The organism is Sphaerisporangium sp. NPDC004334, from assembly GCF_053602655.1.
Map to the genome: position 1 here is coordinate 1 of NZ_JBSGDZ010000032.1, position 26193 is coordinate 26193.

Genomic DNA, 26193 nt, shown 5'->3' on the forward strand with positions numbered 1-26193 from the left:
CACGGAAGACGGGAAAATGCATAATCATGCACTGGCTTTTAACACACTGTTGAGTTCTCAAGAAACGGACGCGTACACCACCGGAAACCAGACCCCCAAGGACCCGACCCCCGACTGGGGCGTTCATCTCGTGTTCTTAAACTTTACCAGTTTCCGACGATCTCCGTCAAATCAACCGATCTGCCGTCAATCATCGAAACCTGCTAAAATTCGCCACCCCGTTCCCAGGGCAACCCCTCGAGTTTACCAGGCCAACCGGACAGATGCAACTTCCAGGCATCAACCGGGAGGAACCGGACAGCAAGAGGATTGCGGGCACAGCCAGTCATCCGGAAGATTTTTTGGATCTCTCGGGGCCTGATCGCCGCCCAACGAGGGGAAACTCTAGCAGCATCCCAGGAGTGCCCGAGGCCACTTTGATAGTCGGTAAACCTTTCCCGCCTCTCAGCCATCCCAAACAGCGAGCGATTCGCGCCGGGGCAACCCGTCGGCAAGTCATCCGCAATCGCCACACGTTACGAAGAGGGTGCGGGACTCCCTCGGCGCCACCCCGGCGCCCGGGACCCCGCCCGTGGAGGTGGTCATCATGACGCGGTCGGAGTTCGACGACATCCGTGCTCACATCGCGGCCGAGAAGGGCGGCTCCGACGATCTCCTGCAGATCGCCGGCACCCTGCTCGACGACTTGGAGCAGGCGCGACTGCGCGAGGCGACGCTTCGCGCCCACTACCTTGGCCTGCTGACGGCCGCTCGGGCGACCGTCGCCGCGGAGGCGATCGGGGACGCCGACCCGTTGACATTCCTGCGGCACGAGTTGGGCAAGAAGGGACAGCTTCCCGACGGCGACGAGGAGGTCCTGCGCATCCTGTCGGACGTCCGGTCGGCGGAGGCCCTGCTCGCCAACCTTGAGCAGCGGCCGGCGAGCCGCCCCCGGGCGAGCGCTCGGATGCGCCGGTGCGGGGGCACCGCCCGCAGGCTGCCTCGCTGATCGATATTCCACGCCAAATCGGCACAGCAAGCTCACGTGTCGAGATGACTGGCTTTGCCGTGACATGAGAGTCGCCCTGGGAGACTTCCCCCATGTTGATGCGGGGGCTGAACTGGGCGGCTGTCACCTTGGTAGCGGTGTTCGGCATGCTCTGGCTGGGCGTGGTGGTCTTCGCCGCCACGGCCACGCCCGGGTGGCTGCGTGCCATCCAGATCGTCTTCAGCGTCTGCCTGCTCGGCTGGGCGGGTCGCAAGTCGTTGTCGCTGATCAGGGCCACCGCGTGGGCCGAGCGCGAGCGGGCGTGAGCTATTTGGCGTCGGCGTAGCAGGAGACCGCTACGGCCTCCATTGGAATGCGCACGGGCGTCTGGCCGAACAGCAGCCGGGTGGCCTCCTCCGCCGCCCGGCTCACCGCCGCCGACACCTCCTGCACGACCTCTTCGGGGCAGTGGACCATCACCTCGTCGTGCTGGAAGAACACCAGCCTCGCGGGGGACGGCAGCAGCCCCCGCAGCAACGCCATCAGCGTGAGGGCCCACTCGGCCGCTGTCGCCTGCACGACGAAGTTGCGGGTGAAGCGCCCGCGGTCGCGGGCCGCGCGGCCGCCCTCGGGCCCGGAGACCAGGTTCAGCCAGTGCGCCGACGGCGGCGGGCACGTGCGCCCGAGCCAGGACCGCACCAGCCGGCCGTCCTCCCCGGCCTTGGCGGCCTCCTCGACGAAGGCGTAGGCGAGCGGGAACCGCTGCCGCATGATGGGCAACAGCTTCGCGGCGTCGCCGCTGGTGCCCCCGTACATCGCGGACAGCATGGCGATCTTGGCGTTGTCGCGGGCTCCGCCGAACGCCTGCGCGAGGGCCGCGTACAGGTCGATCTCGCCGGCCGCGCGGGCCAGACCGCGATCACCGGCCATCGCCGCCAGCACCCGGGGCTCGAGCTGCGCCGCGTCGGCCACGACCAGCCTCCACCCCTCGTCGGCGACCACCACCCGGCGCATCACCTTGGGGATCTGCAACGCCCCGCCGCCGCTGGTCGCCCAGCGGCCCGAGACCACCCCCGCGACGACGTACTCGGGATGGAGCCGGTGGCGGCGGACCCATTGGTGGGCCCATGTCCAGCCGTGGGCGCTGTGCAGCCGCGCGAGTTCCTTGTAGGCGAGCAGGGGCGCGACCGCCGGGTGGTCGACCTGCTTGAGCACATGGGACCTGGTCGAGGCGACGCTGAGGCCGGCCGACTTGAACGCCTTGACGATCTGCTGCGGCGAGTCGGGGTTGACCGTCTGCCCGAAAGCCGCGCTCACCTGGTCGGCGAGGGCCTGGAGCTTGGCCGGGCGCATGCCGTGCACGGGCTTCGGGCCGAGCAGTTCGCTCAGCAGCTCATCGTGCAGGTCTTCGCGCCAGGGCATGCCGTCGTGGCTCATCTCGGCCGCGATCAGCGCCCCGGCGGACTCGGCGGCGACGAGCAGGCGGAACCGGCCTGGATGCTCGGCGGCCTCGATGCGCCTGAGCTGGTCGGCGTACACCTCGCTCACGTCGACCTCGGCCGGCTCGGGCTCGAAGAGCGTGTCCTGGACGGCGTGCGGACCGGCCTCGTCCACGGGCACCGGCAGGCCGCGCAGCCGCGCGTAGGCGGCCTGCGCCGACCTGGGCTCGCCGTACCTGCCCTCGTGGGCGAGCAGTAGTGACTCGGTGAGGGTGACGTCGTGGCAGCGCGCCACCCGGACCCCCTTGGCGATCAGCGGAGGGTACAGGGCGCGCGTGTCGGCCCAGACCCACCGGGGGCGCGCGGAGCGCTCGAGATCGCCGACGGCCCGTGCGAGATCGCCCACCCGCCTGGCATGCTCCCCCGAGGGCCGCAGCGTGCCGCCCTCCGCGTCCGCCGTCACCGCGATCCGCATAGCGGCAGACTATCCGAGAGGGCCGACAGCGTTCGATCACAGGTTCGATTGCGCCGTTCGCGCCGCGGAAGCGGCGTGGGCGGCGGGGAAGCAGGGAGATCACATGCTCGCGCTGATCCGGGCCAGCCATCCGGGGCCCACCGTGGTCGTCACGGCGATGGGCTCGGCCCTCGCGGCCGGCGTCGGCAGGGGCGCCGGCGGCACCCTGCTCGCCGGTGCGGCGGTGCTCAGCGGTCAGCTGTCGATCGGCTGGAGCAACGACTGGATCGACCGGAGGCGCGACCAGGCCATCGGCCGGGCCGACAAGCCGCTCGCCGCCGGGCCCGGCACTCCGGACGGGACAGGCGGGGGCCTGGCGCCGCGTACCGTCGCCCGCGCCGCGTTCGTGGCCCTGGCGGCGTGCGTGCCGCTGTCGCTGGCGAACGGCCTCGCGGCCGGGCTCGTACACCTGGCCGCCGTGGCGTGTGGCTGGCTGTACAACCTGCGGCTCAAGGCCACGGCGGCCTCGCCGCTCCCCTTCGCCGCCGCCTTCGGGCTGCTCCCGGCGTTCATCACCCTCGGGCTGCCCGGGCACCCGTGGCCGGCCGCGTGGGCCATGGCGGCCGGGGCGCTGCTCGGCATGGGCGCCCACTTCGCCAACGTGATCCCCGACCTGCCGGACGACCTCGCCCTCGGCGTGCGCGGTCTGCCGCAGCGCCTCGGGGCCACCGGCGCCCGCGTCGGCGCCGCCGTCCTGCTCGTGGCCGCGTCGGTCGTCATCGCCCTCGGTCCGGGCGGACATGCCGGCGCGCCCGCCGTGGCGGGGCTGGCCGCCGTCGTGCTGGCCCTGGGAGGCGGCCTGGCGGCCGCGCGGGGGAACCTGCGACGGGCGGCCTTCGCGGTGACCGTCGTGGTGGCGGTGATCGATGTGGCGATGTTCGCCGCGCAGGGCGCCCGGCTGGTGTGAAAGCCCGCGCAGGGCGCCCGGCTGGTGTGAAAGCCGCCGCCGCGGGGAGCCGGTGAGGCCGGGAAACGGGAAAGGCCCTGGTCACATCTCTGTGACCAGGGCCTTCGTGGTAGCGGGGGTAGGATTTGAACCTACGACCTCTGGGTTATGAGCCCAGCGAGCTACCGAGCTGCTCCACCCCGCGTCGGCTTGCATTGAAGAGACTATCGGCCGTGAAGAGCACTGGCAAATCGTCGCGCCTCGCCGGTCTCGGGCCGGGAGCCTCGCGGCCCCCGGCCCGAGAGCGGGCTACGAACTCGGCGCGGGTGAGGCGCTCGGTGTCGGCGTGGCCGAGACCGACGCGGGGTTGGGTGTGGTGGTCGCCGACGGGGACGCGGACGGAGAGGCCGCCGGCGTGGCGGCCTTCTGCTTGTCCAGTGCCGACTGCAGCTGCTTCAGTGCGTCGGCGAGCCGCTTCTGCGCCTCGCCGTACGCCGCGAAGTCGCCGCTCTTGATGGCCTTCTGGCCGTCGTCGTAGGCCTTCTGGGCGTTGTTGTAGGCGGTGGCGAGGTCGGTCGTGACCACGCTCGTCTGCGGCTCGCCGGGCGTCGTCGGGTTGGACGGCGTCTGCGCGCTCTGCCCGAAGACCTGGTCCAGCGCGTCCTTGAGCGTGTTGCCGACGCCGACGTCGTTGCCGAACATCACCAGCACGCGGAACAGGGTCGGGTAGCGCGCGGAGTTCTGCACCTTCGGCTGGACGTAGACCGGCTGGACGTACAGCAGGCCACCGCCGAACGGCAGCGTGAGCAGGTTGCCGTTCAGCGTCTCGGTGGTGCCGCCGATGCGCAGATCGTTGAGGACGCTCGCAGCCTTGGTGTCGAAGGCGTTCTGCGCCTGTTTGGGACCGCGGATCGTCGTCTCACTGGGGAGTTGCAGGATGCGGATCTTGGTGTCCGCACCGCCCGTCGCGTCCACCGACATGAACGCCGCCAGGTTGTCCCGGTTGTTGGGCACCATGGTGGTGGTCAGCGAGAACTTCGGATCGGTCTCGTTCGGCATCCGCATCGTCACGTAGTACGGCGGCTGCTTGGTCTTGGAACTGGCCGGGTCCTCGGGGACCTTCCAGAAGTCCTGGCCGCCGTAGAAGGCGTCGGGGTTGGTCACGTGGTACTGGCCGAGGACGTCGCGCTGCACCTTGAAGAGGTCTTCCGGGTAGCGCAGGTGGTCCATCAGCTCCGGAGGGATCTTCGACTTGGGCTGGATGACGCCGCCGAAGGCCTTCTCCCAGGTCCTGAGCAGCGGGTCGTTGTCGTCCCAGCTGTACAGCGTGACGGTGCCGTCGTAGGCGTCCACCGTCGCCTTGACCGAGTTGCGGATGTAGTTGATCTGGTCGCGGGGCTGCTGCGGCGTCAGGAACCGGTCGGTGGAGGTGTCGCGGGTCATGTCGCCGAAGCTGCGGCGCTGGGAGTAGGGGTAGTCCTCCGACATGGTGTACCCGTCGATGATCCACTGGACGCGGTTGTTGACGATCGCGGGGTACGGGTCGCCGTCCAGGGTGAGGAACGGGGCGACCTGCTGGACCCGCGACCTCGGGTCGCGGTTGTACAGGATGCGGGACTGGTCGTTGATGCTGGACGACAGGAGCATGTTGGTCTCGCCGTACTTGGCGGCGTAGAGCATGCGGGTGAAGAAGTTGCCGATGGGCACGCCGCCCTTGCCGCGGTAGGTGGTGTTCACCTGGCCGCTGCCCTGGCCGTTGCCGCTCTGCTCGGGATAGTCGAGCTCGATGTTCTTGCCGCCGCCGACGATCGAGTAGTCGGGAGAGTGCTCGCCGAAGTAGATGCGCGGCTCGAACGAGCCGAGGCCGTTGGTCGGCGGGATGTCCTTGACCAGGAAGTCGGGGTTGCCCTGCGGGTCGGTCTTGCTGCCAGGGCTGGCGACGAAGCCGAAGCCGTGGGTGTAGACCAGGTGGTCGTTGATCCAGTTGCGGTCGGGCGGCCGGCCGATCTCGCGCACCGCGACGACCGTGTCGCGCGACACCCCGTCGATGGTGTACCGGTCGACGTCGAGCGACTCGGGGAACTGGTAGTAGCCCTTGATCTGCTGGAGCTGCTCGTAGGTCGCGGGCAGCACCGTCGGGTCGAGCAGGCGGACGCCCGGGATCGTGGAGGCCTCGCTCGCGATCTCCTGCTGGCTGCCCTGCGTCTTGGCGCTGTACGGCGTGACCTCGGTGGAGGCCACGCCGTAGGCATCTCGGGTGGCCCTGATGTTGCTGTCGATGAACTGCCGCTCTTTGCTCTGCTGGTTCGGCTTGACCTGGAACTGCTCGACCAGGACCGGGTAGACACCGCCGACCAGGACGGCCGACAGCACCAGGAGGCCGAGGCCGACGCCCGGCAGCATGCCGCCGGGGCGGATGACGCCGGCGAAGAAGAGCACGGCGCAGATCAGCGCGATGATCGCCAGGATGCTCTTGGCGGGGAGCACGGCGTTCACGTCGGTGTAGGAGGCGCCGAACACCTTGCCGCGGTCGGAGAAGACCAGCCCGTAACGGTCGACCCAGTAGGCCACGGCCTTCAGCAGCACGAACAGGCCGACCAGCACCGAGAGGTGGACACGGGCGGCGCGCGTGGCGTGCAGGCCGGGCGAGTTGAGCCGGAAGCCGCCGTACAGGTAGTGGACGATCGCCGCGGCGATGATCGAGATGATCACCGCCGTGAACAGGAAGTTCAGCACCATCCGGATGAACGGATAGGTGAACATGAAGAACGAGACGTCCATCTTGAACAGCGGGTCGACCTTGTCGAACGGCGTCCCGTTGATGAACAGGAGCCAGGTCTTCCACTGGCCGGCGGTGGAGGACCCGGTGAACAGGCCCAGGACCGCCAGCCCGACGATGAAGATCATCTTGCGGTGCGGGTCGAGCGCCGCGCGGTAGCGGTCGGCACCCTGCGCGGAGCCGCCGAACATGCCGATGCCGAACAGCGGCCGCGACCGGAAGGCGATGAGGATGTTCCCGCCGACAATGCCGCCCATCAGCAGTGCGCCGAAGACGAACAGCAGCAACTGGGTCACCAGCATCGTCGAGAACACCGTGGTGTAGCCGACCGAGTCGAACCACAGCCAGTCGGTGAAGATGCCGGCGAAGACGAAGAAGAAGATGACGATCGCGACCAGAGTGATCGCGACGGGCACGAGAAGCCGCGGCCGGCGGGGCAAACGCATCGCCCGACCCGCGCCGGGGTTCCGGAAGGTCAAGGCCCACCCCTAGATTTCACGAGTAACGGTCCGTGTCTTGGCAACCTACACCGGTGATGGCGCGGTCACGCTCTGAGCCCTGGGCACCGCCGGGGCACAACGTGCGCCGGGTTCGCCGGCGGACGCCCCACATCGAAGGCCGCCCGCGGGCAGGGTCGGAGATCGTGCGGCGCCGCTGGATGAGACGCGCGTGTCCACGTGACCCAACGCCCCGGACGGGCGGCGGGTTCCCCGCGGCGCGGTCGCGTGCGGCGATCACGTCGGCCACGGCGTCATCGGGACGAGCACCTCGGCACCGGCCCGGAACCCGTGCGCAACGCCTCGATCGCCTGGACGGCCTCGTGCATGGTGGAGACCTTGACCAGGCGCAGACCCTTGGGCACGGCGGGAACGGCGTCGTCGCAGTTGTCGGCGGGGGTCAGGAAGACCGTCGCGCCGGCGTCGCGGGCGCCGACCATCTTCTGCTGGATGCCCCCGATCGGGCCGACCTTGCCGTCCGGCGTGATCGTGCCGGTGCCGGCGATCGACTTGCCGCCGGTGAGCTCGCCGGGCGTGAGCTTGTCGTAGATGCCGAGCGAGAACATCAGCCCGGCGCTCGGCCCGCCGACGTCGCCGACGTTGACGGTGACCTCGAACGGGAACTTGTAGCGCGTGCCGCCCATCATCACCCCGACGATGGGGCCGTCCTTGCCTGCGACGGTGCCGACCTGGACGTTCATCGGCTTGCCGTCGCGCACGATGCCGAAGTCGACCTGCTCGCCCGTCTTGTGCTTGCGGACCAGCGCCCCGACCTCGTCGACGGTGCGCACCGGAGTGCCGTCGACCGTCGCTATGCCGTCCCCCGCGCGCAGCTTGCCGTCGGCGGGCCTGCCCTTCTGGGCGCTGGCCACGGCCACGAGGTAGCCGACCGGGATCTTCAGCTCGTTCAGCGCCGCCGCGGTGGCGTCCTGCTGGGAGCTGCTCATCTCCTGGGTGTTCTGCTGCTCGACCTCTTTGACCGACACCGTCTTGGGGAAGATCGTCTCTTCCGGGACGACGGCGACCGTCGGGTCCATCCAGCCGCGCAGGGCCGTGAGCAGGTCGATGTGCGCGTCGGGACCGCCCTGGTAGGCGACGGTGACCAGGCTGAGCTTGCCCGAGGTCGGGTAGGTCTGGTGGCCCGAGATGCTGATGACCGGCTTGCCCTTCACGTCGCCGAGGGTGTTCTCGGTCGGGCCCGGGCTCAGCGCGACGTACGGCACCGGAAGCAGCGCGCCCGCCCCACCCAGCACGAGCGTGAGGACGCCCGCCATCATCAACGTCAGACGTCGTCGGGACATGGTGGCAACTCTATGCGCTTACCACGTCCGTGGTTACGCGGACACACACAGGGCGGACATCCAGGTCAATCGCAGCTTCCCGGCGGGGCGGATCACCCGCCGGCGCCGACCCACTCGGTGGAGCCGTCGGTGAACACCTGGTGCTTCCAGATCGGGACCTCGCTCTTCAGGTCGTCGATCAGGCGGCGGGATGCCTCGAACGCCTCGCCCCGATGCGCGGCGGCCACCGCGACGATCACCGCGGCGTCGCCGAGCTTGAGCTCGCCGACCCGGTGGACGGCCGCGAGCGCCGTGACCGGGAAGTCCGCGGCGACCTTCTCCGCCACGCGGCGCAGCTCGGCCTCGGCCGTCGGATGCGCCGAGTACGACAGCAGGGTCACCGGCTTGCCGTTGTCATGATCGCGCACGGTGCCGACGAAGAGCGTCGTCCCCCCGGCCCCGTGGTCGCCGACGGCGGCGAGCACCTCTTCCACCGACAGCGGAGTGTCCCGAATGCCCAGCAAACGAATGGCGGTCACCCCTCGAAGCCTACTGTGTCGCCCCCCACATCCGGTCTCTCCCGCCCCCGCCGCGCCCCGAGCCCGCCGAGTGCGGCGAGCCACGCAAGCACGGTCAGATGCGACGGCGCCTGCGGGCCCGGCGGACGATGGCGGCGGTGCCGATGACCGCGACGGTGGCCCCGGCGGCGGTCAGGGTGGCCTCCTTGCCCGGCAGGCGGCGGCCGACGACCGCGTGGCGGCCCTCGCGCAGCTCCAGGAGCTGCTGGAACGCCGCTTCGTTGGTCCAGGCGGGCTTCCACCCGGCCGCGCGCAGGGAGGCGCAGTCGACCACCCACGGGTAGACGACGTAGTGCAGGTCGGTCGCGGGAGCCGGGGTGATGCCGAGCCGGTGCAGGCGCTGGGCGGTGCCGAAGGTGAGCCCGGCGGGCAGCTCGAAACGCCGCAGGCCCGACAGCTCCTCGACCTGCTCCATCTCCAGCCATCCGTCGCTGCCCACGGTGACCACCCCCGAGACCTGGCCGAGCGCCGCGAGCTCCAGCGCCGAGACCAGGTCTTCGACGTGGCAGAACTGCCAGCGCGGGGCCGAGCCCTTGACCGTGAGCAGGCGGGGGGCCTCGAAGTGGCGGGTGACCACGGTGTCCACACCGGCGCCGACGACGGCGGCCGGCCGCAGCACCGTGACCTCCAGGCCCGGGTGGCTGCGCAGGGCGCGGCGCACGAGCGCCTCGATCTCCAGGTGGTCGCCGACGACGCCGGAGTCGGGCTCGGCGGCGACCGGCGCGTCCTCGGGCAGCGGGACGTGGTTGTCCGGCGCCGCCCCGTAGACCATGGCGCTGGTCACGACGACCACCCGCCGGACGCGCGCGGCGGCCGAGGCGGTGAGCACCGTCTGGGCGGCCCGCAGGTTGTACCCGCGGCGCTCGCCCGGGTCGGAGTCGAGCCGGTAATCGGCGGCCAGGTGCACCAGCACGTCCACGTCGGAGATGCGGTTCGCCAAGAGCGGATCTCGGACGTCGATCACCCGCCAGGTGACGTCCGCGACGTCCCCCCGCTGATCGTCGATCGCCACGACGCGGCGGAAATCCGCAGACGAGGCGACCCGGGAGAGGAACTCCCTCCCCAGACCGGATGCCGCGCCCGTGACGGCGACGACCGGCGGGCGGAGGCGTTTCGAGGTAGTCACGAGGTCCTCACTTTGCACTGATCCGCCCTGCGACGGATAACGTGGCGGATGTGGACTCCTCCATCCTGCACGAGGTAGAGCGGTGACTGACCTGCCAGGTCGCGAAAACGACCCCAACGAGAATCCGTTCGCGATGTTCGGCGATCCGGAGCAGATGGCCGCGGCCATGCGCCAGTTCGCCGACATGCTCTCGGCTCCGGCGGGCTCCGGTCCCGTCAACTGGGACATGGCCAAGAACATCGCCCGCCACGCCGTGGTCGCCGAAGGCGATCCGAGCGTCATGGAGGGGGAGCGCCGCCAGATCGTCGACGCGCTCCGCCTCGCCGACCTCTGGCTGAACGAGGTGACCGAGCTGCCGAGCGGGCTGACCGCGCCCGAGGCGTGGAGCCGCTCGGAGTGGATCGAGAAAACCGTCCCGGTGTGGAAGCAGCTGTGCGACCCGATCGCCGAGCGCATGGTCGACACCATGGGCGGCGCTCTGGGCGGCGCCGGGCTCGGCGGGCTCGGCGGCGACCAGGCGATGGCCGCGCAGCTTGGGCCGCTGATGGGCATGATGCGCCAGATGGGCGGCATGATGGTCGGCAGCCAGATCGGCCAGGCCCTCGGCGCGCTGGCCCCCGAGGTCATCGGCTCCTCCGACATCGGGCTGCCGTTGTCGGACACCGCCGCGCTGCTGCCGGGCGGCATCGCCGCCTTCAGCCACGGCCTGGAGATCCCCTCCGAGGAGATCCGCCTCTATCTGGCGCTCAGGGAGGCCGCGCACCATCGGCTGTTCCAGCACGTCCCGTGGTTGCGCACCCAGCTGTTCGGCGCCGTCGAGGAGTACGCCAAGGGCATCACCGTGGACACCTCCGCCCTGGAGGAGCAGATCCGCGGGCTCGACATCAGCAACCCCGAGCAGATCCAGGAGGCTCTGAGCGGCGGCGCGCTGCTCAAGCCCGAGGAGACCGAGCGTCAGAAGGTCGCGCTGTCGCGGCTGGAGACCATCCTCGCCCTGGTCGAGGGCTGGGTCGGCACGGTGGTCGACGCCGCCGCCGAAGGCAAGCTGCCCTCGGCCGCCGCCCTGTCGGAGACCATGCGCCGCCGCCGGGCGACCGGTGGGCCCGCCGAGCGCACCTTCGCCACGCTCGTGGGTCTTGAGCTGCGTCCACGCCGGCTGCGCGAGGCCGCCGCGCTGTGGCAGGCCCTGGCCGCCGCCCGCGGCGTCGACGGGCGCGACGCGGTGTGGTCCCACCCCGATCTGATGCCGGCCGCCGCAGACCTGGACGACCCCGAGGCGTTCGTCCGCGGCGGCACCAAGCTCGACCTGTCGGCGTTCGAGGAGGACCAGGCGCCGCAGGACGGTCCGGGCGGGGAAGAGCCCGGCGAGGCCGGTCCTGAACGCGGGTCCGCGGGGCCCGGCGAGGGATGACGCTCCACGAGCGGGCGCTGGCCGCGCTGTCCGGCTGGTCCGCGCCGACCGCCGGCGAGGAGTCGCTCCGCGAGGAGTTCCTCTCGCACCTGGGCCGGTACGACGACGCCATGTGGCGCTCGTGCGCGCCGGGCCACCTGACGGCCACCACCGCGGTGCTCTCGCACGACGGGTGCAAGGTGCTGCTCACCTTGCACCCGAAGGCCGGGATGTGGCTGCCCATGGGCGGGCACTGCGAGCCGGCCGACCTGTCGCTGGAGGAAGCCGCGCTGCGCGAGGCGACGGAGGAGTCCGGCATCGCGGGCCTGCGGCTCCTGCCCGGCCCGCTCGCGCTCGACCGGCACCGGGTGTGGTGCCATCCCCCGCACAGCTGGCACCTGGACGTCGAGTACGGCGCCGTGGCGCCGCCGGGCGCCGAGTTCGTGATCAGCGAGGAGTCGCTGGAGCTTCGCTGGGTGCCCGTCGAGGACATCCCCGAGCCGACGGACGAGGCGACCCGCCGGCTCGCGCGCCGCGCCCGCGCGCTGCTGCTGGACGCGAGCCCGCAGCGGCCCGTCTGAGATCTCTGCCTCTCCGGTGACACGAGGTCCGCGCGCCGCGTCTTCACGCGGGTCATACACAGGCTGGATAGGCTCTAGAAGTACTGCCGAAGCATGCCCGGGGGACTGGTGAACATCACGACCGACACACCGGTGGGGGGCGTGATCGTGACCCCGTCCCGGCGCCTCCGCGTTTCCGGGAAGCTCGCCTGGCTCGCGGTGACCCCGTTCGCCGCCTGGGCCGTGTGGCGGCTCGGCGGCCTGGAGCGTGGATCGTTCCCGGCGCAGATCATGACCGCGACTCCGTACGCCGCGGCGGGCTCGCTCCTGCCGGTCCTGCTCGGGGTCCTGTCGCGCAGGAAGGCCGTGACCGCGGTGGCTCTGGCGACGACCGCCGCGCTCGGCGTCAGCGTGCTGCCTCGCGCGTTCGGGGACGCGCCGGTCGCGCAGGCGTCCTCCGGGGTGCCGTTCACGATCATGACGTCGAACCTGTTCTTCGGCCACGGCGACGCCCGGACCGTCGTGGACCTGGTGCGCCGCCACCGCCCCGACGTCCTGAACACCCAGGAGCTCACTCCGGGGGCCGTGGAGGCCCTGGACGCGGCGGGGCTGAAGGACCTCATGCCCTATCGCTACCTGCAGGACGAGTGGAGCGCGGCGGGCAGCGGCATCTTCTCCCGCCATCCGATCACCCGCCTGGACGGTCTGTTCCAGGTCATCGGGCACAACATGCCGGCGGCCAAGCTCACCCTGCCGGGCGGCGCGCAGGTCCAGATCGTCGACGTGCACACTCTGCCGCCGCTGGGTCCGCAGGTCACCGAGTGGACCGAGGGGCTGCGCGCGCTGCCGGCGGGGCCGGCGTCGGGGCCGTTCCGCATCCTGGCGGGCGACTTCAACGCCAGCCTCGACCACGCCGAGATGCGCAAGGTGGTCGCGCGCGGGTACCGCGACGCGGGCGACACCGCCGGGGGCGGCCTGACTCCGACCTGGCCGGCGAACAAGAAGCTGCCGCCGCTGATCACGATCGACCACGTGCTCGCCGACCGGCGCATCTCGGTGCTCGGCTACCACGTGTACACCGTCCCGCGCACCGATCACCGCGCGGTCATCACCGAGCTGTCCCTGCCGGCCGCCGGCTGACCGCCTGCCGGCCCGGCGGCCCTCACCGCTGGGGTGCTTGGGGGGCCGTCATCGGCCGGTGAGCAGGGCCCGGGTGTTGTCCCAGCCTTCCAGGCCCGGGTCCAGCCGGGCGACGTCCGCGGGGACGCGCAGCCGGTGCCAGCCGGGGCCGGTGGCGACCATCCGCCTGCCGGGCGCCTGCGCGCGCAGCCGCGCGACCACGTCGTCCTCCTCCAGCCCGGCCTTCGCCCAGTCGGGGAACGGCAGCCGGGCCGCCATCGCCACGGCCCCGCCGCCCTCGGCCGGGCAGACCGCGATGGGCGCGCGGCCGAGTTCGCGGAACAGCTTGCCGATCAGCAGCGGGGGCAGGTCGGGGGCGTCGCCGCTGATCACGACGGCCTCCTCGCCGTACGGCGCGAGCGCGGCGAACGCCTCGGCGACGCCGCCGGAGTCGGGCAGCGCGATCACCCGCGTGCCGGGCCAGGCGAGGTCCTCGAGCCCGTCGACGCCGGCGGCCAGGATGACGGGCTCGACCAGGTCGAGCCCGGCGACGATCTCGTAGGTGTCCTCGGCCAGTGCCAGCAGGAACTCGCCGGAGTCCACGCCGGGCGGGGCGCCCTTGCCCATGGCCGGAGTGACCAGGACCGCGGCCTGCCTCATCGGGCTCCAGCGGTGGCCGCCACCCCTGTGGAGGAACGGCCGTCGCGCGGGTTCAGCATTCCTCGACCGTACCGTTCGCCGCCATGGAGTACCCCTCCAGGAACCCGCGTGCCCGTTCGGCCCTTGGATAGCGCTCGACGAGGGCCCAGAACCGGGGACCGTGGCTGGGCACCAGCAGGTGGACCAGCTCGTGCATGATGACGTAGTCGACGACCCAGGCGGGCATGCCGCGCAGGCGCGTCGACAGCCGGATGGTGCCGTGGTCGGGGGTGCACGACCCCCAGCGGTGCCGCTGGTTCTCCGCCCACCGCACGCTCGAGGGCACCGCCTTGCCGTCCAGGTAGCGCACGGCGAGATCGCGGGCCCGTTCGAGCAGGTCGTCGTCGCTCGGGCGCCTGCGCTGCTCTTTGGCGGCGAGGCGATCGAGCATGCGCCGGACCCATTGTTCCTCGTCGGTGCGGCTCAGACCGGCAGGCAGCAACACGATGGTCTTGTCTCCATCGCGATATGCGGATACGGTCCGCCGGCGGCGTGCACTCCGGCGGACCTCGACTGTCTCGGGGGGCACATATGCACGGTAGCCGACAGTGCCGTATTTCCACAGGGGGTGAACAACGTTTTCCCTGGTCAATCAACGTTCGCCCGATGTTCAGTCAACTCAGCGCCCTCATGTGTCCCACATGCCGCCGCCGACCACGGTGAATCCGCGCCGAACTTATCCACAGGTGGGGACAACGGCCGCCGGGCGGGGCGGTGTCCGTGGCAGGCTGCGCGATCGTGACCTCCTCTCCGCGGTTCCCCGCCGCTCCCCCTCCCCCGTCCCGCCGGCGGCCGCCCGCGCCACCCGTCCGGCCTCGGCTCAAGCCCGCCCTGCGCCGTCTTCACCGTGACGACCGCACCCTCCAGCTGGGCGTCCATCCGTCGCGCGCGGTGGTGCTCACCGATCTGGAGCCGCGCGTGCGCCGCTTCGTCGAGGGCCTCGACGGCACGCGCACGCTGGAGGAGCTGATCGCCCGCGGCGACCTCGACGAGGCCACCGTCCGGCGGGTCGTGGCCCTGCTGTCCGAGCACGGCGTGCTGGACGACGCCGCCACGCGGCCCGCGCCGCTGCGCGACCTGACCTCCGGCGAACGCGCGCGGCTCGGGCCCGACCTCGACGCGCTGTCGCTGTCACCCGCCGACGCGGGCGACGGCGGGCTGTCGGCGTTCGGACGCCGCCGCGCGGCGCACGTCCGCGTGTACGGCGCCGGGCGGGTCGGCGCCCAGATCGCCGTGCTGCTGGCCGCCTCGGGCGTCGGGCACCTGTGCGTGGTCGATCCGGGCACGGCCCGGCACGAGGACGTCGTCCCCGGCGGGCTGTCGTTCGCCGACGCCGGCCACCGCAGGGAGGACGGCGCGGTGGCCGCCGCGCGCCGGGTGGCGCCGGGCGTCAACGCCTGGACCGGCGGCACCGCCTCCCAGCTCTCCGACGGCGCCAGCCGTCCCGACCTGGTCGTCCTGGCGCCGGTGGGCCCGCTGGACGGCCTCATAGCGCACGAGCTGGTCGCGCTGGGCATCCCGCACCTGCTGGCCACCGCCGCGGAGGGCGTCGGCTCGGTCGGCCCGCTGGTGATCCCCGGAGTCACCTCGTGCCTGCGCTGCCTGGAGCTGATCCGCCGCGACCGCGACCCGTCGTGGCCCATGATCGGCGCCCGGCTGGGCGGGTTCCCGGCCGGTGAGATCGCCTGCGACACGGTGCTGTCAACGCTGGTCGCGGCGCATGCGGCCGGTCACGCACTGGGTTGTGTCGACGGCGCGGAGCCCACTGTGACGAACTGCACAGTCGACGTAATGCCTGATTGGGGTTGGAAAAAACGGTCGTGGGAGGCCCATCCGCAATGTCGTTGTAGTCGAAAGCACTTCGGTCCGCTAACAATGGTCGCGTGAGCGACTTCCCCCAACACGCAGTGACGCGTTCGGCCAAGCTGGCGACGCTCCCCTTGGGGTTCGCCGGCCGCACCGCCTTGGGCCTGGGCAAGCGCATCGGCGGGAAGTCCGCCGAGATCGTGGCGCAGGAGATTCAGCAACGCACCTCCGAACAGATCTTCCGCGTCCTCGGCGAGCTCAAGGGCGGGGCCATGAAGCTCGGCCAAGCCCTTTCCATCTTCGAGGCGGCGCTGCCGCCCGAGATCGCCGGGCCCTACCGTGCCACGCTCACCAAGCTGCAGGACGCCGCGCCGCCCCTGCCGGCCGCGACGGTGCACGCCGTCCTCGCCGAACAGCTCGGCGACGACTGGCGGCGGCACTTTCAGAGCTTCGATGACGCTCCCACGGCCGCCGCCTCCATCGGCCAGGTGCACAAGGCCGTCTGGGAGGACGGGCGCGAGGTCGCCGTCAAGATCCAGTATCCGGGCGCAGGCAAGGCCCTGCTGTCCGACTTCAACCAGCTTGCCCGGTTGGGCAAGCTGTTCGGGGTTCTGCTTCCGGGGCTGGACATCAAAGCCGTACTCGGCGAGCTGAGAGAGCGGGTGACCGAGGAGCTCGACTACCTGCGCGAGGCGGAGGCCCAGCACGGCTTCGCCACCGCCTACCACGGCGACCCCGATTTCTTCGTGCCGGATGTCATCGCCGCGAACGAGCAGATCATCGTCACCGAGTGGCTGGACGGCACCCCGCTGTCGAAGATCATCACCGATGGCACCAAGGAGCAGCGCGACCGCGCCGGGCTGCTGTTCGTGCGGTTCCTGTTCAGCTCCCCCGCCCGCGCGGGCATGCTGCACGCCGACCCGCACCCGGGCAACTTCCGCGTCCTGCCGGACGGCCGGCTGGGCGTGCTCGACTTCGGAGCGGTCAACCGCATGCCCGACGGCTATCCGGAGGTCTTCGGCACGCTCACCCGCATCTTCAACCAGGGCGACATGCGCGCCGTCGTCCAGGGGCTGCGCGACGAGGGGTTCATTCGCCCCCACATCGAGGTCGACGTCGAGGCCCTGCGGGCCTTCCTCGCCCCCTACGTCGAGCCGACCCGAGTGGAGGAGTTCACCTTCAGCCGCGAGTGGCTGCAGCGGCAGGTCGCGACGGTCACCGACCTGCGGCCGAACAACGTGGTGCGCCAGCTCAACCTGCCCCCCTCCTACGTACTGATCAACCGGGTGCACGCGGCCGGCATCGGTGTGCTGTGCCAGCTCGGCGCCACGGCCCGCTTCCGCGACGAGGTCGTCCGCTGGGTCCCCGGCTTCGCCGACGGCCCTCCCGCCTCCGCCTAAGGCCGTGCCGATCCGAGGCGCGCAGCGGCCTTCATGCTGGAGGCTCTCGTCCACTGCCCTGACAACGGCCCTCCCGCCTCCCGCCTAGAGCCGTATCGATCCGAGGTGCGCGGCAGCCTCCGTGCTGGAAGCTCTGGTCCAGTGGGCTGACGACGGTCATCGTGCCGGGCACTGCCCGTTCCCTCTCCCTACTCTCTCCTCCTACGCTGTGCGTGTGACGACTGAACGCACACCCGATGACGTGTCGCGACCGGGCCCGCCGGTCGGCGGTCGGCCGCGGAAGATCGGATGGGGGGCGCTCGCGCTGTTCCTGGCGGCGTTCGCGGTCTTCGAGAGCGTCAAGTACGGCCTGCCCACCACCGCGGCCGCGCTGTTGTTCTTCGTGCTGTGCGACCTGGCTCGGCTCGCGGGGGTTCGTCCGCCCGGCATGCTCTACCAGGCCGTGCACCGCGTGTGGATCCCGCTCGTGGTGCTGATCGCCTACTCCCTCGGGCCGGTCGCGTGGCCGCCGTTGTTCACCGCGGCCCTCGGGTGGCTTACCCGCATCGCCGTCGAACGAGCCTTCGGTCGCGGATTCCCCCTCACCGATGGCTCGTGAGGTTCCTCCGATGCCGGCACCCCACCAACGGCGTCCGTACCACCCGACCTCACCCGCCGAGCCCGCCCCTCACAGCCGGTTCGGCCACGAGAGGGCGAGACGGGTGTGAGTCTTGTCGATGACCGTTCGGCCGTCCAGGGCGGCGTCCGAGGTGTCCCTCGGGTGGGCGTCCAGGCGGAGGTCGGCGGTCGCCGGACGTCCCGCGGCGTCCCACTCGCGGACGTGCGCGGCGAGGCGTTCGGCCGGCTCGGCGAGGGCGGGCCCGTAGCCGTCGACGACCAGGGCGAAGCAGGAGTCGGCTCCCTCGCCGCGCCGCAGCACCGCGAGGCCGTCGTCGCCGAGGACGCCGTAGGTCAGCGTGTACCCCTCCATCGCCAGCGGCGCCCGTTCGAGCAGGCCGGAGGCGCCGCTCTCGGCCAGCGAGAACCAGCGCGGCTCGTGGACCGCCAGCCACAGGTTGAACCCGGCGCAGACCTCCGCCGTGCCCGCCGTCACACCGGTCTCGCGTCCGGCGGCGGGGCCGGCCAGCAGGGCCCGGGTCGCGGCGGCGTCGAGGTCACCTCCGGCCGGCGACTCCAGAATGAGCTGGGCGTCCCGGTCCAGCATGTACGTCCGCTCGGGACCGGCGGCCGGGCCGCGCATGCGCATGAAGCCGCAGGGCTGGATCGAGCGGCTGGTCCAGTGGCCCTCCGCACGCTCCAGGGCCACCGAGCACTGGACCCCGCGCAGGTCGAGCGGGACGACGACGCGCCCGCCGGAAGCGATCTGGTCCAGCCACGCGGGTTCGAGGTCCCACACCCCCACCGTGGCGATGACCCGGTCGTAGGGAGCTTGCGCGGCGAACCCCCGCGCTCCGTCCCCGCACACCACGCGCACGCCTGGGTGGCCGGCCGCCGTCAGGTGTGCTCGCGCGGCGTCGGCGACGTCCCGGTCGATGTCCACGCTCACCACCGCACCGCCGGGGCCGGCGAGGTGGGCGATGAGCGCCGCGTTGTACCCGGTGCCCGCGCCGATCTCCAGCACCCGGTGGCCGGGCTCGACCCCGAGCTGGTCCAGCATGATCGCCATGATGGTCGGCTGGGAGGAGGAGCTGATCGGCCGGCCGTCGGCGTCCCGCTTGGTGACGATGGGCAGGTCGCGGTAGGCGGCCTCCGGCGGCGTGCCCGGCACGAACAGGTGCCGCGGCACCGACCGCAGCGCGGCCGCCACCGGCTCGCTGAGCACCCCGCCGCGCTCGCGCACCCGCTCGACGAGCCTACGCCGCAGCCCGGCGAGGTCGGCGAGGTCGGCGCCGTCCGTGGCGGGACCTTCCTGGCGGACCATGGCGTTCTTCCCTCCGCTTGCGGGCGTACCCATCATCCCCGCGAACGGCGAAAGGAGCGAACCTGGCCGTCATCCGGAGAACACCGAAAGGGGCGGACCCGGCCGTGCGGGCCGGTCCGCCCCTGGGTCACCCGGTCGGGTGACGCGGCCACTCGGCGGGAGGCGAGTGGCCGGGCGGGGGTGGGAGGTGAGAGCCCACCCCCGGAAGGGGCGGCCGCCCGGTGAGAGAGGAGCGGCCGCCCGAGGATTGTGCCGGTGATGAAGGTCACCAGGTCGGGCGTCGTAGCCGGCGTCGCCGTATCACGGCGCGCCGACCCGGTGACGACGGAGTGAGGAGCCGCGCCCGGTGAACGTGTGCGGTCACCGCGCTAGGCCATGCGGGCCAAGGCGTTCCTAAGCCGCAGGGAGGCGCGTTCGGCCTGCTTGCGGGCCCGGCGGATACGCTGGAGGCGAAGGACGAGACGTTGCTGCTCGGCCTCGTTGTGCAGGGCCTGTATTCGGTCCCGTACCAGTTCCTGGCGGATATACGGGATCTCGCTGCTCCAGGTAGGCAGGAAGCTCATCGTGGTGGCCTTTCGGGTCATGAAGTCTGGTGTGGAAGATCTGTGCTGGTGGGTCAGGCTGCGACCGGGGTCTTGCGGGGGCGGCCCCGCGGCCTCTTCCTCGGAACGACGGCTCCGCGAAGGACGAGCTCTCCGCCCCAGACGCCCCACGGCTCCTCGCGCTCCAGCGCGCGGGCGAGGCAGGCCTTCTGGATCGGGCACCCTCCGCAGAGGGCCTTGGCGAACTCGACGTCCTCAGGGGACTCGGCGAACCACAGGTCGGGGTCGGTACGACACGGGATATCGGCTTCGTCGACCAGGTCCATGGTCGTCCAAACCGCCATCTGCGTCACCTCTCTGTTTGCTGGTTGATCTGGTCGTTTACCTCTTGGGGTGTCGGATCTGGCGGCTTGGAAAACAAGAAGGCCGCGGATCCTGGGTACGGATCCGCGGCCTGGAGGCGCTTTTTGTTCCCGGTCAGGTTATGACCGGGTGCCTCCAGGGTGGCGGACCCTGCACCCCACCATTGGCGGTGCTGCTGGTCTGCTCGTCGCCGAACGGACGCCCGAGGGCGGCCGCGTGCTCGGCGATCACGACGGTGGTGCCATAGGCGAAGGCGGCCGCATCGGCCAGGATGCGGGCGGTCTTCTCCTGTCGGAGTTTCGCCGGGCCTGCGACCGTGAGAACGGCGGCCGGCGTGGCGACGGGGGCGGTGAAGCGGGCGGCGCCCATGACCGGGGCGGCACCGCGCATGGCACTGCCACGCGGGGAAGCGAGCCACGGCGTGGCGCAAGTCGGAATGAGAATCTGCTTCACGAGGCTCACCTCCCAGGTGATTGCGGGGTTGGACGGGGATCGTCCGACCGGCTTGTGCATGACTCTAAACGCGGACCCAGGGGCCCGGCAACTTATTTTCTACCTGCTATTTCACGGATTTGCTACACGGATCATGCACTCTTGGACGACCGACACGGCGAGGTCTCCGGAGGCGGTGAACATCTGCCCCTGGGCGAGGCCGCGGGCGTTGCCCGACCACGGCGACTCCTGGGCGTAGAGCACCCAGTCGTCGACCTTGAGCGGCCGGTGGAACCACATGGCGTGGTCGAGGGACGCACCGGTGAGGTTGGAGGCGCCCCAGGCGAGCCCGTGCGTGAGCAGCACCGTGTCGACCAGCGTGTAGTCGGAGGCGTAGGCGGCCAGCACGACGTGCAGGAGCGGGTCGTCCGGCAGGTCGGCGTCGTACCGGAACCACACCTGCGTCTCTGAGCCGCGCAGGGAGGGGTCGCGGTAGGCCTCCCAGGTGAGCGGCGTGACATAGCGGGCGTCGACCGGGCGCGGCTTGGCCAGCCAGCTCCGCCACGGCTCGGTGTCGCCGACGAGGTCGAGCATGCGGTCTTGGAACAGCGGCAGCGTCTCGGGGTCGGGCACCGACGGCATGGACGCCGCCTGGTGGCCGATGCCCTCCTCCAGGACGTGGAAGGACGCCGACATGGTGAAGATGGCCTTGCCGTGCTGGATGGCGACGACCCGCCTGGTGGTGAACGAGCGGCCGTCGCGCACCCGCTCGACGTTGAAGACGATCGGGACCGCCGGGTCGCCGGGCCGGATGAAGTAGGCGTGCAGGGAGTGCACGGTGCGGTCGCCCGGCACGGTGCGTCCGGCCGCGACCAGTGCCTGCGCCGCCACCTGCCCGCCGAAGACGCGCTGGATGCGCTCTTCCGGGCTTCTGCCCCGGAAGATGTCCTGCTCGATCTGCTCCAGGTCGAGCAGGTCGAGGACCTCCTTGAGCGCCTCGTTCACGTCACTTCCCCTCCGCGGCAGATGTCCAGGACGGCCTGGCCGTAACGCTCGAGCTTGACGCGTCCGATGCCGGCGATCGAGAGCAGGTCCTCCTCGGTGGTGGGGACCCGCTCGGCCAGTGCCTGGAGCGTAACGTCCGTGAATACGACGTACGTCGGCACCTTGGCCTCTTTCGCCGCATTCGTACGCCAGAGCTTAAGCCGCTCGAGGAGCTCCTGGTCATAGTCGGCGGGACAGGTGGCGCAGCGGCCGAGCTTCTGCTCGGCGGCCACGGTGAGGGTCTTGCCGCAGACGCGGCAGGAGATCGGCACGGCGACGCGGGCCTGCGCGGCGCGGCGCTCACGCGGGCCGGACCGGGCCGGGCCGGGCGCGGCGGAGGCGGCCGTGCCGGTGAGGCCGTCGAGGAAGCGGGACGCGCGCCGCGCCTTGCGGCCGCCCGCCGACCGGGCCAGGGCCCAGGACAGGTGCAGATGGGCCCGGGCGCGGGTGACGCCGACGTAGAGCAGGCGCCGCTCCTCCTCGATCTGCTCGGGGGTCTCGGCGTAGACGATCGGCAGCATGCCGTCGGTGAGGCCGATCAGGAAGACCGCGTCCCACTCGAGGCCCTTGGCGGCGTGCAGGGAGGCGAGCGTCACCCCCTCGATCGGCGGGGCGTGCTGCTCAGTGGCGCGGCGCTCGAGCTCGGCGACGAAGCGCGCGAGGTCGCCGCCCTCGGCCGCCATGTCCTCGGCCAGCTCGGCGAGCGCGTTCAGCGACTCCCACCGCTCGCGGGCGGAGCCGCCGCCGGGGGCCTCGGCCGTGAGCCCGATGCCGCCGAGGATGTCGTGGACGGCCTGCGCGAGGGGCTGCTCGTCGTTGGCCGAGCGGGCGGCGCCCCGGAGCAGCACGACGGCCTGCCGGACCTCGGGCCGCTCGAAGAAGCGCTCGGCGCCGCGCAGGAGATAGGGGACGCCGGCGTCGGTGAACGCCTGCTCGTACAGCTCGGACTGGGCGTTGACCCGGAAGAGCACGGCGATCTCGCGCGTGGGCACGCCCTGGGCGATGAGCTCTTTGACCCGCGCGGCGACCGCCGCGGCCTCGGCGGGCTCGTCGTCGCACTGGGCGAACACCGGCCGCGGCCCGTCGGGCCGCTGCGCGACCAGTTCGAGCCGGTGCGGCGTCCGCGCCTTGGCCAGCAGGCTGTTGGCCAGCCCGACGACCTGCGGCGTGGAGCGGTAGTCGCGCACGAGCTTGACCACCGTGGCAGAGGGGTGCTCGACGGCGAAGTTGGTCAGATAGCGCGGGGTGGCGCCGCTGAAGGAGTAGATGGTCTGGTTGGGGTCGCCGACCACGCAGATGTCGTCGCGGCCGCCCAGCCAGGTGTCGAGCAGGAGCTTCTGCAGCGGGTTGACGTCCTGGTACTCGTCGACCACGAAGTAGCGGTACTGACGGCGGATCTCGGCGGCGACCTCCTCGTGCTCGGTCATCACCGCCGCGGTGAGCTCGAGGATGGTCTCGAAGTCGACCAGGTGGCGCTGGCGCCGGAGCGTCTCGTACGCCTCGTAGAGATGGGCGACCTCCTGGGCGGGGATCGGCGGCGTGCGGCCGGCCTTGGCGGCGAGGGCGGCGTACTCCTCGGGGGTCGCCTGGGTGACCTTGGCCCACTCGATCTCGGCCGCGACATCGCGCAGCTCGCCGCGGTCGGGGGTGCGCCGCGCCACCCGGCACGCCTCGACCAGCAGAGGCAGCTTGGACTCCACGACCCTCGGCGGCTCGCCGCCGATCACGCGTGGCCAGAAATAGGTGAGCTGGCGCAGCGCGGCGGCGTGGAAGGTGCGCGCCTGGACGCCGGTCGCGCCGAGTGCGCGCAGGCGCTGCTTGAGCTCGCCCGCGGCGCGCGTGGTGAAGGTCACAGCGAGCACGCTCTGTGCGTCGACGACGCCGGAGCGGACGGCGTGGGCGATGCGGTGGGTGATCGCCCTGGTCTTGCCGGTGCCGGCGCCCGCGAGCACGCACACCGGCCCCCGCACCGCCTCGGCCACCTCGCGCTGCTCCGGGTCGAGCCCGGCGAGGGCGTCTTCGCGCTCCAAACTGGGCCTCCTAACGTGCGATGCGGACGGTGTGCTGGCATCATCCTTCCAGCAGCCGGCCGCCCGCGCGGCCTGCATGTGGACAACCTGAAAACGCTCCCAGGTTGGTGCCCTACGCTCTCGGCTGTGCGCGTTCGGGGCTCTCGTACGTGCGCGAGTGCGAGGTTTGCTCCACAATGGGAGCCGATGATTTCGGGGAAGGAAGACGTCCAGTGAGAAGCGCGGTAACGGTGGGATCGCTCGCTCTGGCCACCGTACTCCTCGCGCCGGCGGCCGCGTCGCCCGCCGGCGCGACCACCACGCCGACACCGTCCCCCAGCACCACCCAGGCTCCCGGCGAAGACGTGCTGGCCTCGACCATCGTGCGCACCTACTCCTACGGCCGCCAGTCGGCCCGCCAGCGCATGGACGTGTGGTGGGATCCGCACGCCGGCCGCAGGCCGGGCGTGTTCGTCATCCACGGCGGCTGGTGGAACAGCGGCGACAAGAAGTACATGACCGAGGTCACCCGCTCGTACGCCGCGATGGGTTACACCGTCTTCAACCTCAACTACCGGCTGTCGCAGGAGGCCGCCTGGCCGGCGCAGCGCACCGACACGCTGGCCGCCATCGCCACCGCCCGCCGGCACGCCGACTTCTTCTCCTTCGACCCCGACCGCTATGTCGTCATCGGGTTCTCGGCGGGCGGCCACCTCGCCACCGCGGTCGGCACCTACAAGGACGGCCTGCCCGGGCTGCGCGGCGTCGTCGGCATCTCGCCGGTGATCTCCCCGCTCACCGCCTACTCCGACGGCGACGAGGGCGCGGACTTCGACCAGCGCAAGCTCCGCCAGAGCGCCATCGCGCTGGCCGGCGGCTGCCGTCCCACCGGCGCCTGCGCAAAGGTCTGGTCCAGCATGGAGGTGCCCTGGCACGCCAGCGCGCACGACGCCCCCGTCCTCACGGTCCACTCCTCGGACGAGTTCGTGCCCGCCTACCAGAGCGAGCTGCTGAAGGAGCAGCTCAACCAGGTGGGCGTGGCGATGAACATCCGCGTCGTGCCGGGGTACTTCCACAGCGCGCCGCTCTACCGCGAGCCCGGCGTCGCCGAGGGGATCCGCGAGTGGGTCGCCGGCAAACTGGCCGCGCCCGCCGCGCCGGGGCCGACGAGCAGCCCCAAGTCGGTCGCGTCCGGACACCTGCCTTCGCTGCGCCGGGTCGGCGCGCACTGACGCGGCGTCGGACGCCGGGAACACCAGCGGGAGCGGCGGTGTTGCCAGGTGATGCCGACGATGAAGGGATAAATCAGGCTATGGCGCTCAAGGTGTACACCACCAGCTGGTGCGGTCCCTGCAAGAGACTCAAAGGCCAGCTCATGCGCGAGGGCATCTCCTTCCAGGAGATCGACATCGAGGCCAACCCGGACGCGGCCAAGTTCGTGGAGAGCGTCAACAACGGCAACCAGGTCGTGCCCACGGTGGTGCTCGAAGACGGCACCGCCCTGACCAACCCCTCGGTCATCCAGCTCAAGGGGCTGCTCGCGCGGGCGAAGGCCTGACGCGACCCCCTCGGCGCCCGCCGGCGACAGGCTCGGCCCGCTCGCCGGCGTCTCGCTGCGAGTGCCCGTCCCGCTGACGGTTGCCCTGTCTCGCCGAGGGGTTGCCGGTCTGATCGGGGTTACCCCGTCTCGTTACGGGCCTCTGCCCCACTGACGGGTTGCCCATCTCATCGCGGGTTGCCCGTTTCGCTGCGGGGCCTCCGTCCCGGTGATGGTTTGCCATGTTCCGCCGCCGGGCGCCCCCGTCCGGCCGCCGCAACCGGGCGTTTCCTCCTCGGCTACCAGTCGCCCGGGAGGTAGGAGCCGTACCACGTCTCGATGAGGCGGCGGGCGATGGAGACCCCCGGCGGCAGCCGGATGTCACCGTTCTCCACGGCCGCGCCCAGCTCGGCGCGCGTGAGCCAGAGCGCCTCGGCGATCTCTTCGGGGTCGCGGGTGATCTCGGTGGTCGTGGCTCTGGCGAAGAAGCCGAGCATGAGGCTGCGCGGGAACGGCCACGGCTGGCTGCCCAGATAACGGGGCTCGGCGACGGTGACGCCGACCTCCTCGAACACCTCGCGCGCGACGGCCTGCTCGAGCGACTCGCCGGGCTCGACGAAGCCGGCCAGCACCGAGAAGCGGCCCTCGGGCCACTGCGGGCCGCGGGCCAGCAGGCAGCGGTCGTCGCCGTCGTGGACGAGCATGATGACCGCCGGGTCGACGCGGGGGAAGTGCTGGCTGCCGTCGTTCGGGCAGACCCGCATGTGGCCGCCGTTGATGATGTTCGTGCGGCCACCACACCTCGGGCAGTGCTCGTGGGTGGCGTGCCAGGCCTCCAGCGCGACGGCGTTGACCAGCAGGCCGGCGTCGCGGTCGCCGAGCGCGGCCCCCGCCTTGCGCAGCCCCTCGGTGGCGACGTCGGCCCAGTCGGGCACGTCCTGGATCGCCTCGGCGACCTCGGTGCCCTCGGGCAGCGGCGCGGAGGGGGGAAGCGGCAGCTCGCCCTCCACCGCGACGGCGAAGTAGGCGACGCCGCCGGGGTCGACGCCGAGCAGGTAACGCTCGCCGGGCGGCGCCTGGTGCGGGGACACGAACACCAGGTTCGCCGTGCCGTTGTCGCGGCGGATCAGCGTGTTGCCGTCGCTGATGAGCAGGACGCGCGTCGCGGGGTCGGCCCACGCGGTCTTCAACCAGGCCTCGTCGTTGCGGTGCAGGGCGGACCTGTCGACGCCTCCTCGCGCCAGAAGCAGGGGACCGAGCAGCCGCCGGCCTTGCGACATCTCTCCCACGTGCGTCTCCCTCCCA

General features: G+C 71.5%; 25 protein-coding genes and 1 tRNA gene. 11 read left to right on the forward strand and 15 right to left on the reverse strand.

Annotated features, from left to right (window positions below; translation table 11 throughout):
- Positions 1 to 586 precede the first annotated feature (586 nt).
- Positions 587 to 988, forward strand: a complete 402-nt coding sequence (locus ACWEN6_RS33285; protein WP_354840608.1) for a hypothetical protein — start codon at positions 587 to 589, stop codon at positions 986 to 988.
- Between the two features lie 92 nt (positions 989 to 1080).
- On the forward strand, positions 1081 to 1293 hold the full coding sequence (locus tag ACWEN6_RS33290; RefSeq protein WP_354840605.1) for a hypothetical protein: 213 nt from the start codon (positions 1081 to 1083) through the stop codon (positions 1291 to 1293).
- 1 nt (position 1294) lies between these two features.
- Here the strand turns inward: ACWEN6_RS33290 and ACWEN6_RS33295 are convergent, their stop codons facing one another.
- The gene (locus ACWEN6_RS33295; protein WP_452575831.1) at positions 1295 to 2881 is read right to left on the reverse strand and encodes a bifunctional 3'-5' exonuclease/DNA polymerase; all 1587 of its coding nucleotides are present in this window, start codon (positions 2879 to 2881) and stop codon (positions 1295 to 1297) included.
- Positions 2882 to 2984: 103 nt separating this feature from the next.
- Here ACWEN6_RS33295 and ACWEN6_RS33300 point away from each other — a divergent pair, with 103 nt between their 5' ends.
- Positions 2985 to 3827: a UbiA family prenyltransferase gene (locus tag ACWEN6_RS33300; protein WP_452575833.1), complete on the forward strand. Its 843-nt coding sequence runs from the start codon at positions 2985 to 2987 to the stop codon at positions 3825 to 3827.
- A 107-nt stretch (positions 3828 to 3934) separates the two neighbouring features.
- Here ACWEN6_RS33300 and ACWEN6_RS33305 read toward each other — a convergent pair.
- The 5 genes from ACWEN6_RS33305 to ACWEN6_RS33325 form a co-directional block, all read right to left on the reverse strand.
- Positions 3935 to 4011: transfer RNA gene (locus tag ACWEN6_RS33305), tRNA-Met, on the reverse strand.
- A gap of 104 nt (positions 4012 to 4115) precedes the next feature.
- Complete coding sequence (locus ACWEN6_RS33310) at positions 4116 to 7031, reverse strand: UPF0182 family membrane protein (protein ID WP_452575835.1); 2916 nt, start codon at positions 7029 to 7031, stop codon at positions 4116 to 4118.
- 305 nt (positions 7032 to 7336) lie between these two features.
- Positions 7337 to 8383: a YlbL family protein gene (locus tag ACWEN6_RS33315; RefSeq protein WP_354840593.1), complete on the reverse strand. Its 1047-nt coding sequence runs from the start codon at positions 8381 to 8383 to the stop codon at positions 7337 to 7339.
- A 92-nt stretch (positions 8384 to 8475) separates the two neighbouring features.
- Positions 8476 to 8901 (reverse strand): molybdenum cofactor biosynthesis protein MoaE, encoded by a 426-nt coding sequence (locus ACWEN6_RS33320; RefSeq protein WP_354840591.1) that lies wholly within the window; start codon positions 8899 to 8901, stop codon positions 8476 to 8478.
- 94 nt (positions 8902 to 8995) lie between these two features.
- Positions 8996 to 10084, reverse strand: a complete 1089-nt coding sequence (locus tag ACWEN6_RS33325) for an NAD-dependent epimerase/dehydratase family protein (RefSeq protein ID WP_354927384.1) — start codon at positions 10082 to 10084, stop codon at positions 8996 to 8998.
- Positions 10085 to 10199: 115 nt separating this feature from the next.
- Between ACWEN6_RS33325 and ACWEN6_RS33330 the strand changes: the two genes are divergently transcribed.
- The 3 genes from ACWEN6_RS33330 (at position 10200) to ACWEN6_RS33340 (ending at position 13156) form a co-directional block, all read left to right on the forward strand.
- Positions 10200 to 11477, forward strand: a complete 1278-nt coding sequence (locus tag ACWEN6_RS33330) for a zinc-dependent metalloprotease (RefSeq protein WP_452575956.1) — start codon at positions 10200 to 10202, stop codon at positions 11475 to 11477.
- Positions 11474 to 12037, forward strand: a complete 564-nt coding sequence (locus ACWEN6_RS33335) for an NUDIX hydrolase (RefSeq protein WP_452575837.1) — start codon at positions 11474 to 11476, stop codon at positions 12035 to 12037. The genes ACWEN6_RS33330 and ACWEN6_RS33335 overlap by 4 nt, the downstream gene beginning before the upstream one ends.
- Positions 12038 to 12130: 93 nt before the next feature.
- Positions 12131 to 13156: an endonuclease/exonuclease/phosphatase family protein gene (locus ACWEN6_RS33340; RefSeq protein WP_452575839.1), complete on the forward strand. Its 1026-nt coding sequence runs from the start codon at positions 12131 to 12133 to the stop codon at positions 13154 to 13156.
- 48 nt (positions 13157 to 13204) lie between these two features.
- On the opposite strand, the gene ACWEN6_RS33345 is transcribed toward ACWEN6_RS33340, so the two are convergent.
- Positions 13205 to 13795: a hypothetical protein gene (locus tag ACWEN6_RS33345; RefSeq protein ID WP_354927392.1), complete on the reverse strand. Its 591-nt coding sequence runs from the start codon at positions 13793 to 13795 to the stop codon at positions 13205 to 13207.
- 52 nt (positions 13796 to 13847) lie between these two features.
- Complete coding sequence (locus tag ACWEN6_RS33350; RefSeq protein ID WP_354840574.1) at positions 13848 to 14363, reverse strand: M48 metallopeptidase family protein; 516 nt, start codon at positions 14361 to 14363, stop codon at positions 13848 to 13850.
- Positions 14364 to 14572: 209 nt separating this feature from the next.
- Between ACWEN6_RS33350 and ACWEN6_RS33355 the strand changes: the two genes are divergently transcribed.
- The 3 genes from ACWEN6_RS33355 to ACWEN6_RS33365 all read left to right on the forward strand — a co-directional run bounded on the left by ACWEN6_RS33355 (position 14573) and on the right by ACWEN6_RS33365 (position 17638).
- On the forward strand, positions 14573 to 15721 hold the full coding sequence (locus ACWEN6_RS33355) for a ThiF family adenylyltransferase (protein ID WP_452575841.1): 1149 nt from the start codon (positions 14573 to 14575) through the stop codon (positions 15719 to 15721).
- Positions 15718 to 17040 carry an ABC1 kinase family protein gene (locus ACWEN6_RS33360; RefSeq protein ID WP_354840568.1) on the forward strand — a complete coding sequence of 441 codons (1323 nt, stop codon included), beginning with the start codon at positions 15718 to 15720 and terminating at the stop codon, positions 17038 to 17040. The genes ACWEN6_RS33355 and ACWEN6_RS33360 overlap by 4 nt, the downstream gene beginning before the upstream one ends.
- Positions 17041 to 17254: 214 nt before the next feature.
- Entirely contained in the window at positions 17255 to 17638 is a 384-nt protein-coding gene (locus tag ACWEN6_RS33365; protein WP_452575843.1) for a DUF4260 family protein, read from the forward strand.
- A 69-nt stretch (positions 17639 to 17707) separates the two neighbouring features.
- Here the strand turns inward: ACWEN6_RS33365 and fxlM are convergent, their stop codons facing one another.
- The 6 genes from fxlM to ACWEN6_RS33395 form a co-directional block, all read right to left on the reverse strand.
- On the reverse strand, positions 17708 to 18961 hold the full coding sequence (gene fxlM / locus ACWEN6_RS33370; protein WP_452575845.1) for a methyltransferase, FxLD system: 1254 nt from the start codon (positions 18959 to 18961) through the stop codon (positions 17708 to 17710).
- 368 nt (positions 18962 to 19329) lie between these two features.
- A complete protein-coding gene (locus ACWEN6_RS33375) occupies positions 19330 to 19524 on the reverse strand; it encodes a hypothetical protein (protein ID WP_452575847.1) in 195 nt (64 codons plus the stop codon).
- Positions 19525 to 19577: 53 nt separating this feature from the next.
- Complete coding sequence (locus tag ACWEN6_RS33380) at positions 19578 to 19847, reverse strand: WhiB family transcriptional regulator (RefSeq protein WP_354840558.1); 270 nt, start codon at positions 19845 to 19847, stop codon at positions 19578 to 19580.
- A 133-nt stretch (positions 19848 to 19980) separates the two neighbouring features.
- Positions 19981 to 20319 (reverse strand): hypothetical protein, encoded by a 339-nt coding sequence (locus tag ACWEN6_RS33385; RefSeq protein WP_452575849.1) that lies wholly within the window; start codon positions 20317 to 20319, stop codon positions 19981 to 19983.
- Positions 20320 to 20430: 111 nt separating this feature from the next.
- The gene (locus tag ACWEN6_RS33390) at positions 20431 to 21303 is read right to left on the reverse strand and encodes an acyl-CoA thioesterase (protein ID WP_354840552.1); all 873 of its coding nucleotides are present in this window, start codon (positions 21301 to 21303) and stop codon (positions 20431 to 20433) included.
- Positions 21300 to 23372, reverse strand: a complete 2073-nt coding sequence (locus ACWEN6_RS33395) for an ATP-dependent DNA helicase UvrD2 (protein WP_452575851.1) — start codon at positions 23370 to 23372, stop codon at positions 21300 to 21302. Before ACWEN6_RS33395 ends, ACWEN6_RS33390 begins: the two co-directional genes overlap by 4 nt.
- A gap of 212 nt (positions 23373 to 23584) precedes the next feature.
- Here ACWEN6_RS33395 and ACWEN6_RS33400 point away from each other — a divergent pair, with 212 nt between their 5' ends.
- A complete protein-coding gene (locus ACWEN6_RS33400) occupies positions 23585 to 24583 on the forward strand; it encodes an alpha/beta hydrolase (protein WP_452575853.1) in 999 nt (332 codons plus the stop codon).
- Positions 24584 to 24663: 80 nt separating this feature from the next.
- Positions 24664 to 24909: a mycoredoxin gene (locus tag ACWEN6_RS33405; protein WP_380832079.1), complete on the forward strand. Its 246-nt coding sequence runs from the start codon at positions 24664 to 24666 to the stop codon at positions 24907 to 24909.
- A gap of 278 nt (positions 24910 to 25187) precedes the next feature.
- On the opposite strand, the gene nudC is transcribed toward ACWEN6_RS33405, so the two are convergent.
- Entirely contained in the window at positions 25188 to 26168 is a 981-nt protein-coding gene (nudC, locus tag ACWEN6_RS33410; protein WP_452575958.1) for an NAD(+) diphosphatase, read from the reverse strand.
- Positions 26169 to 26193 lie beyond the last annotated feature (25 nt).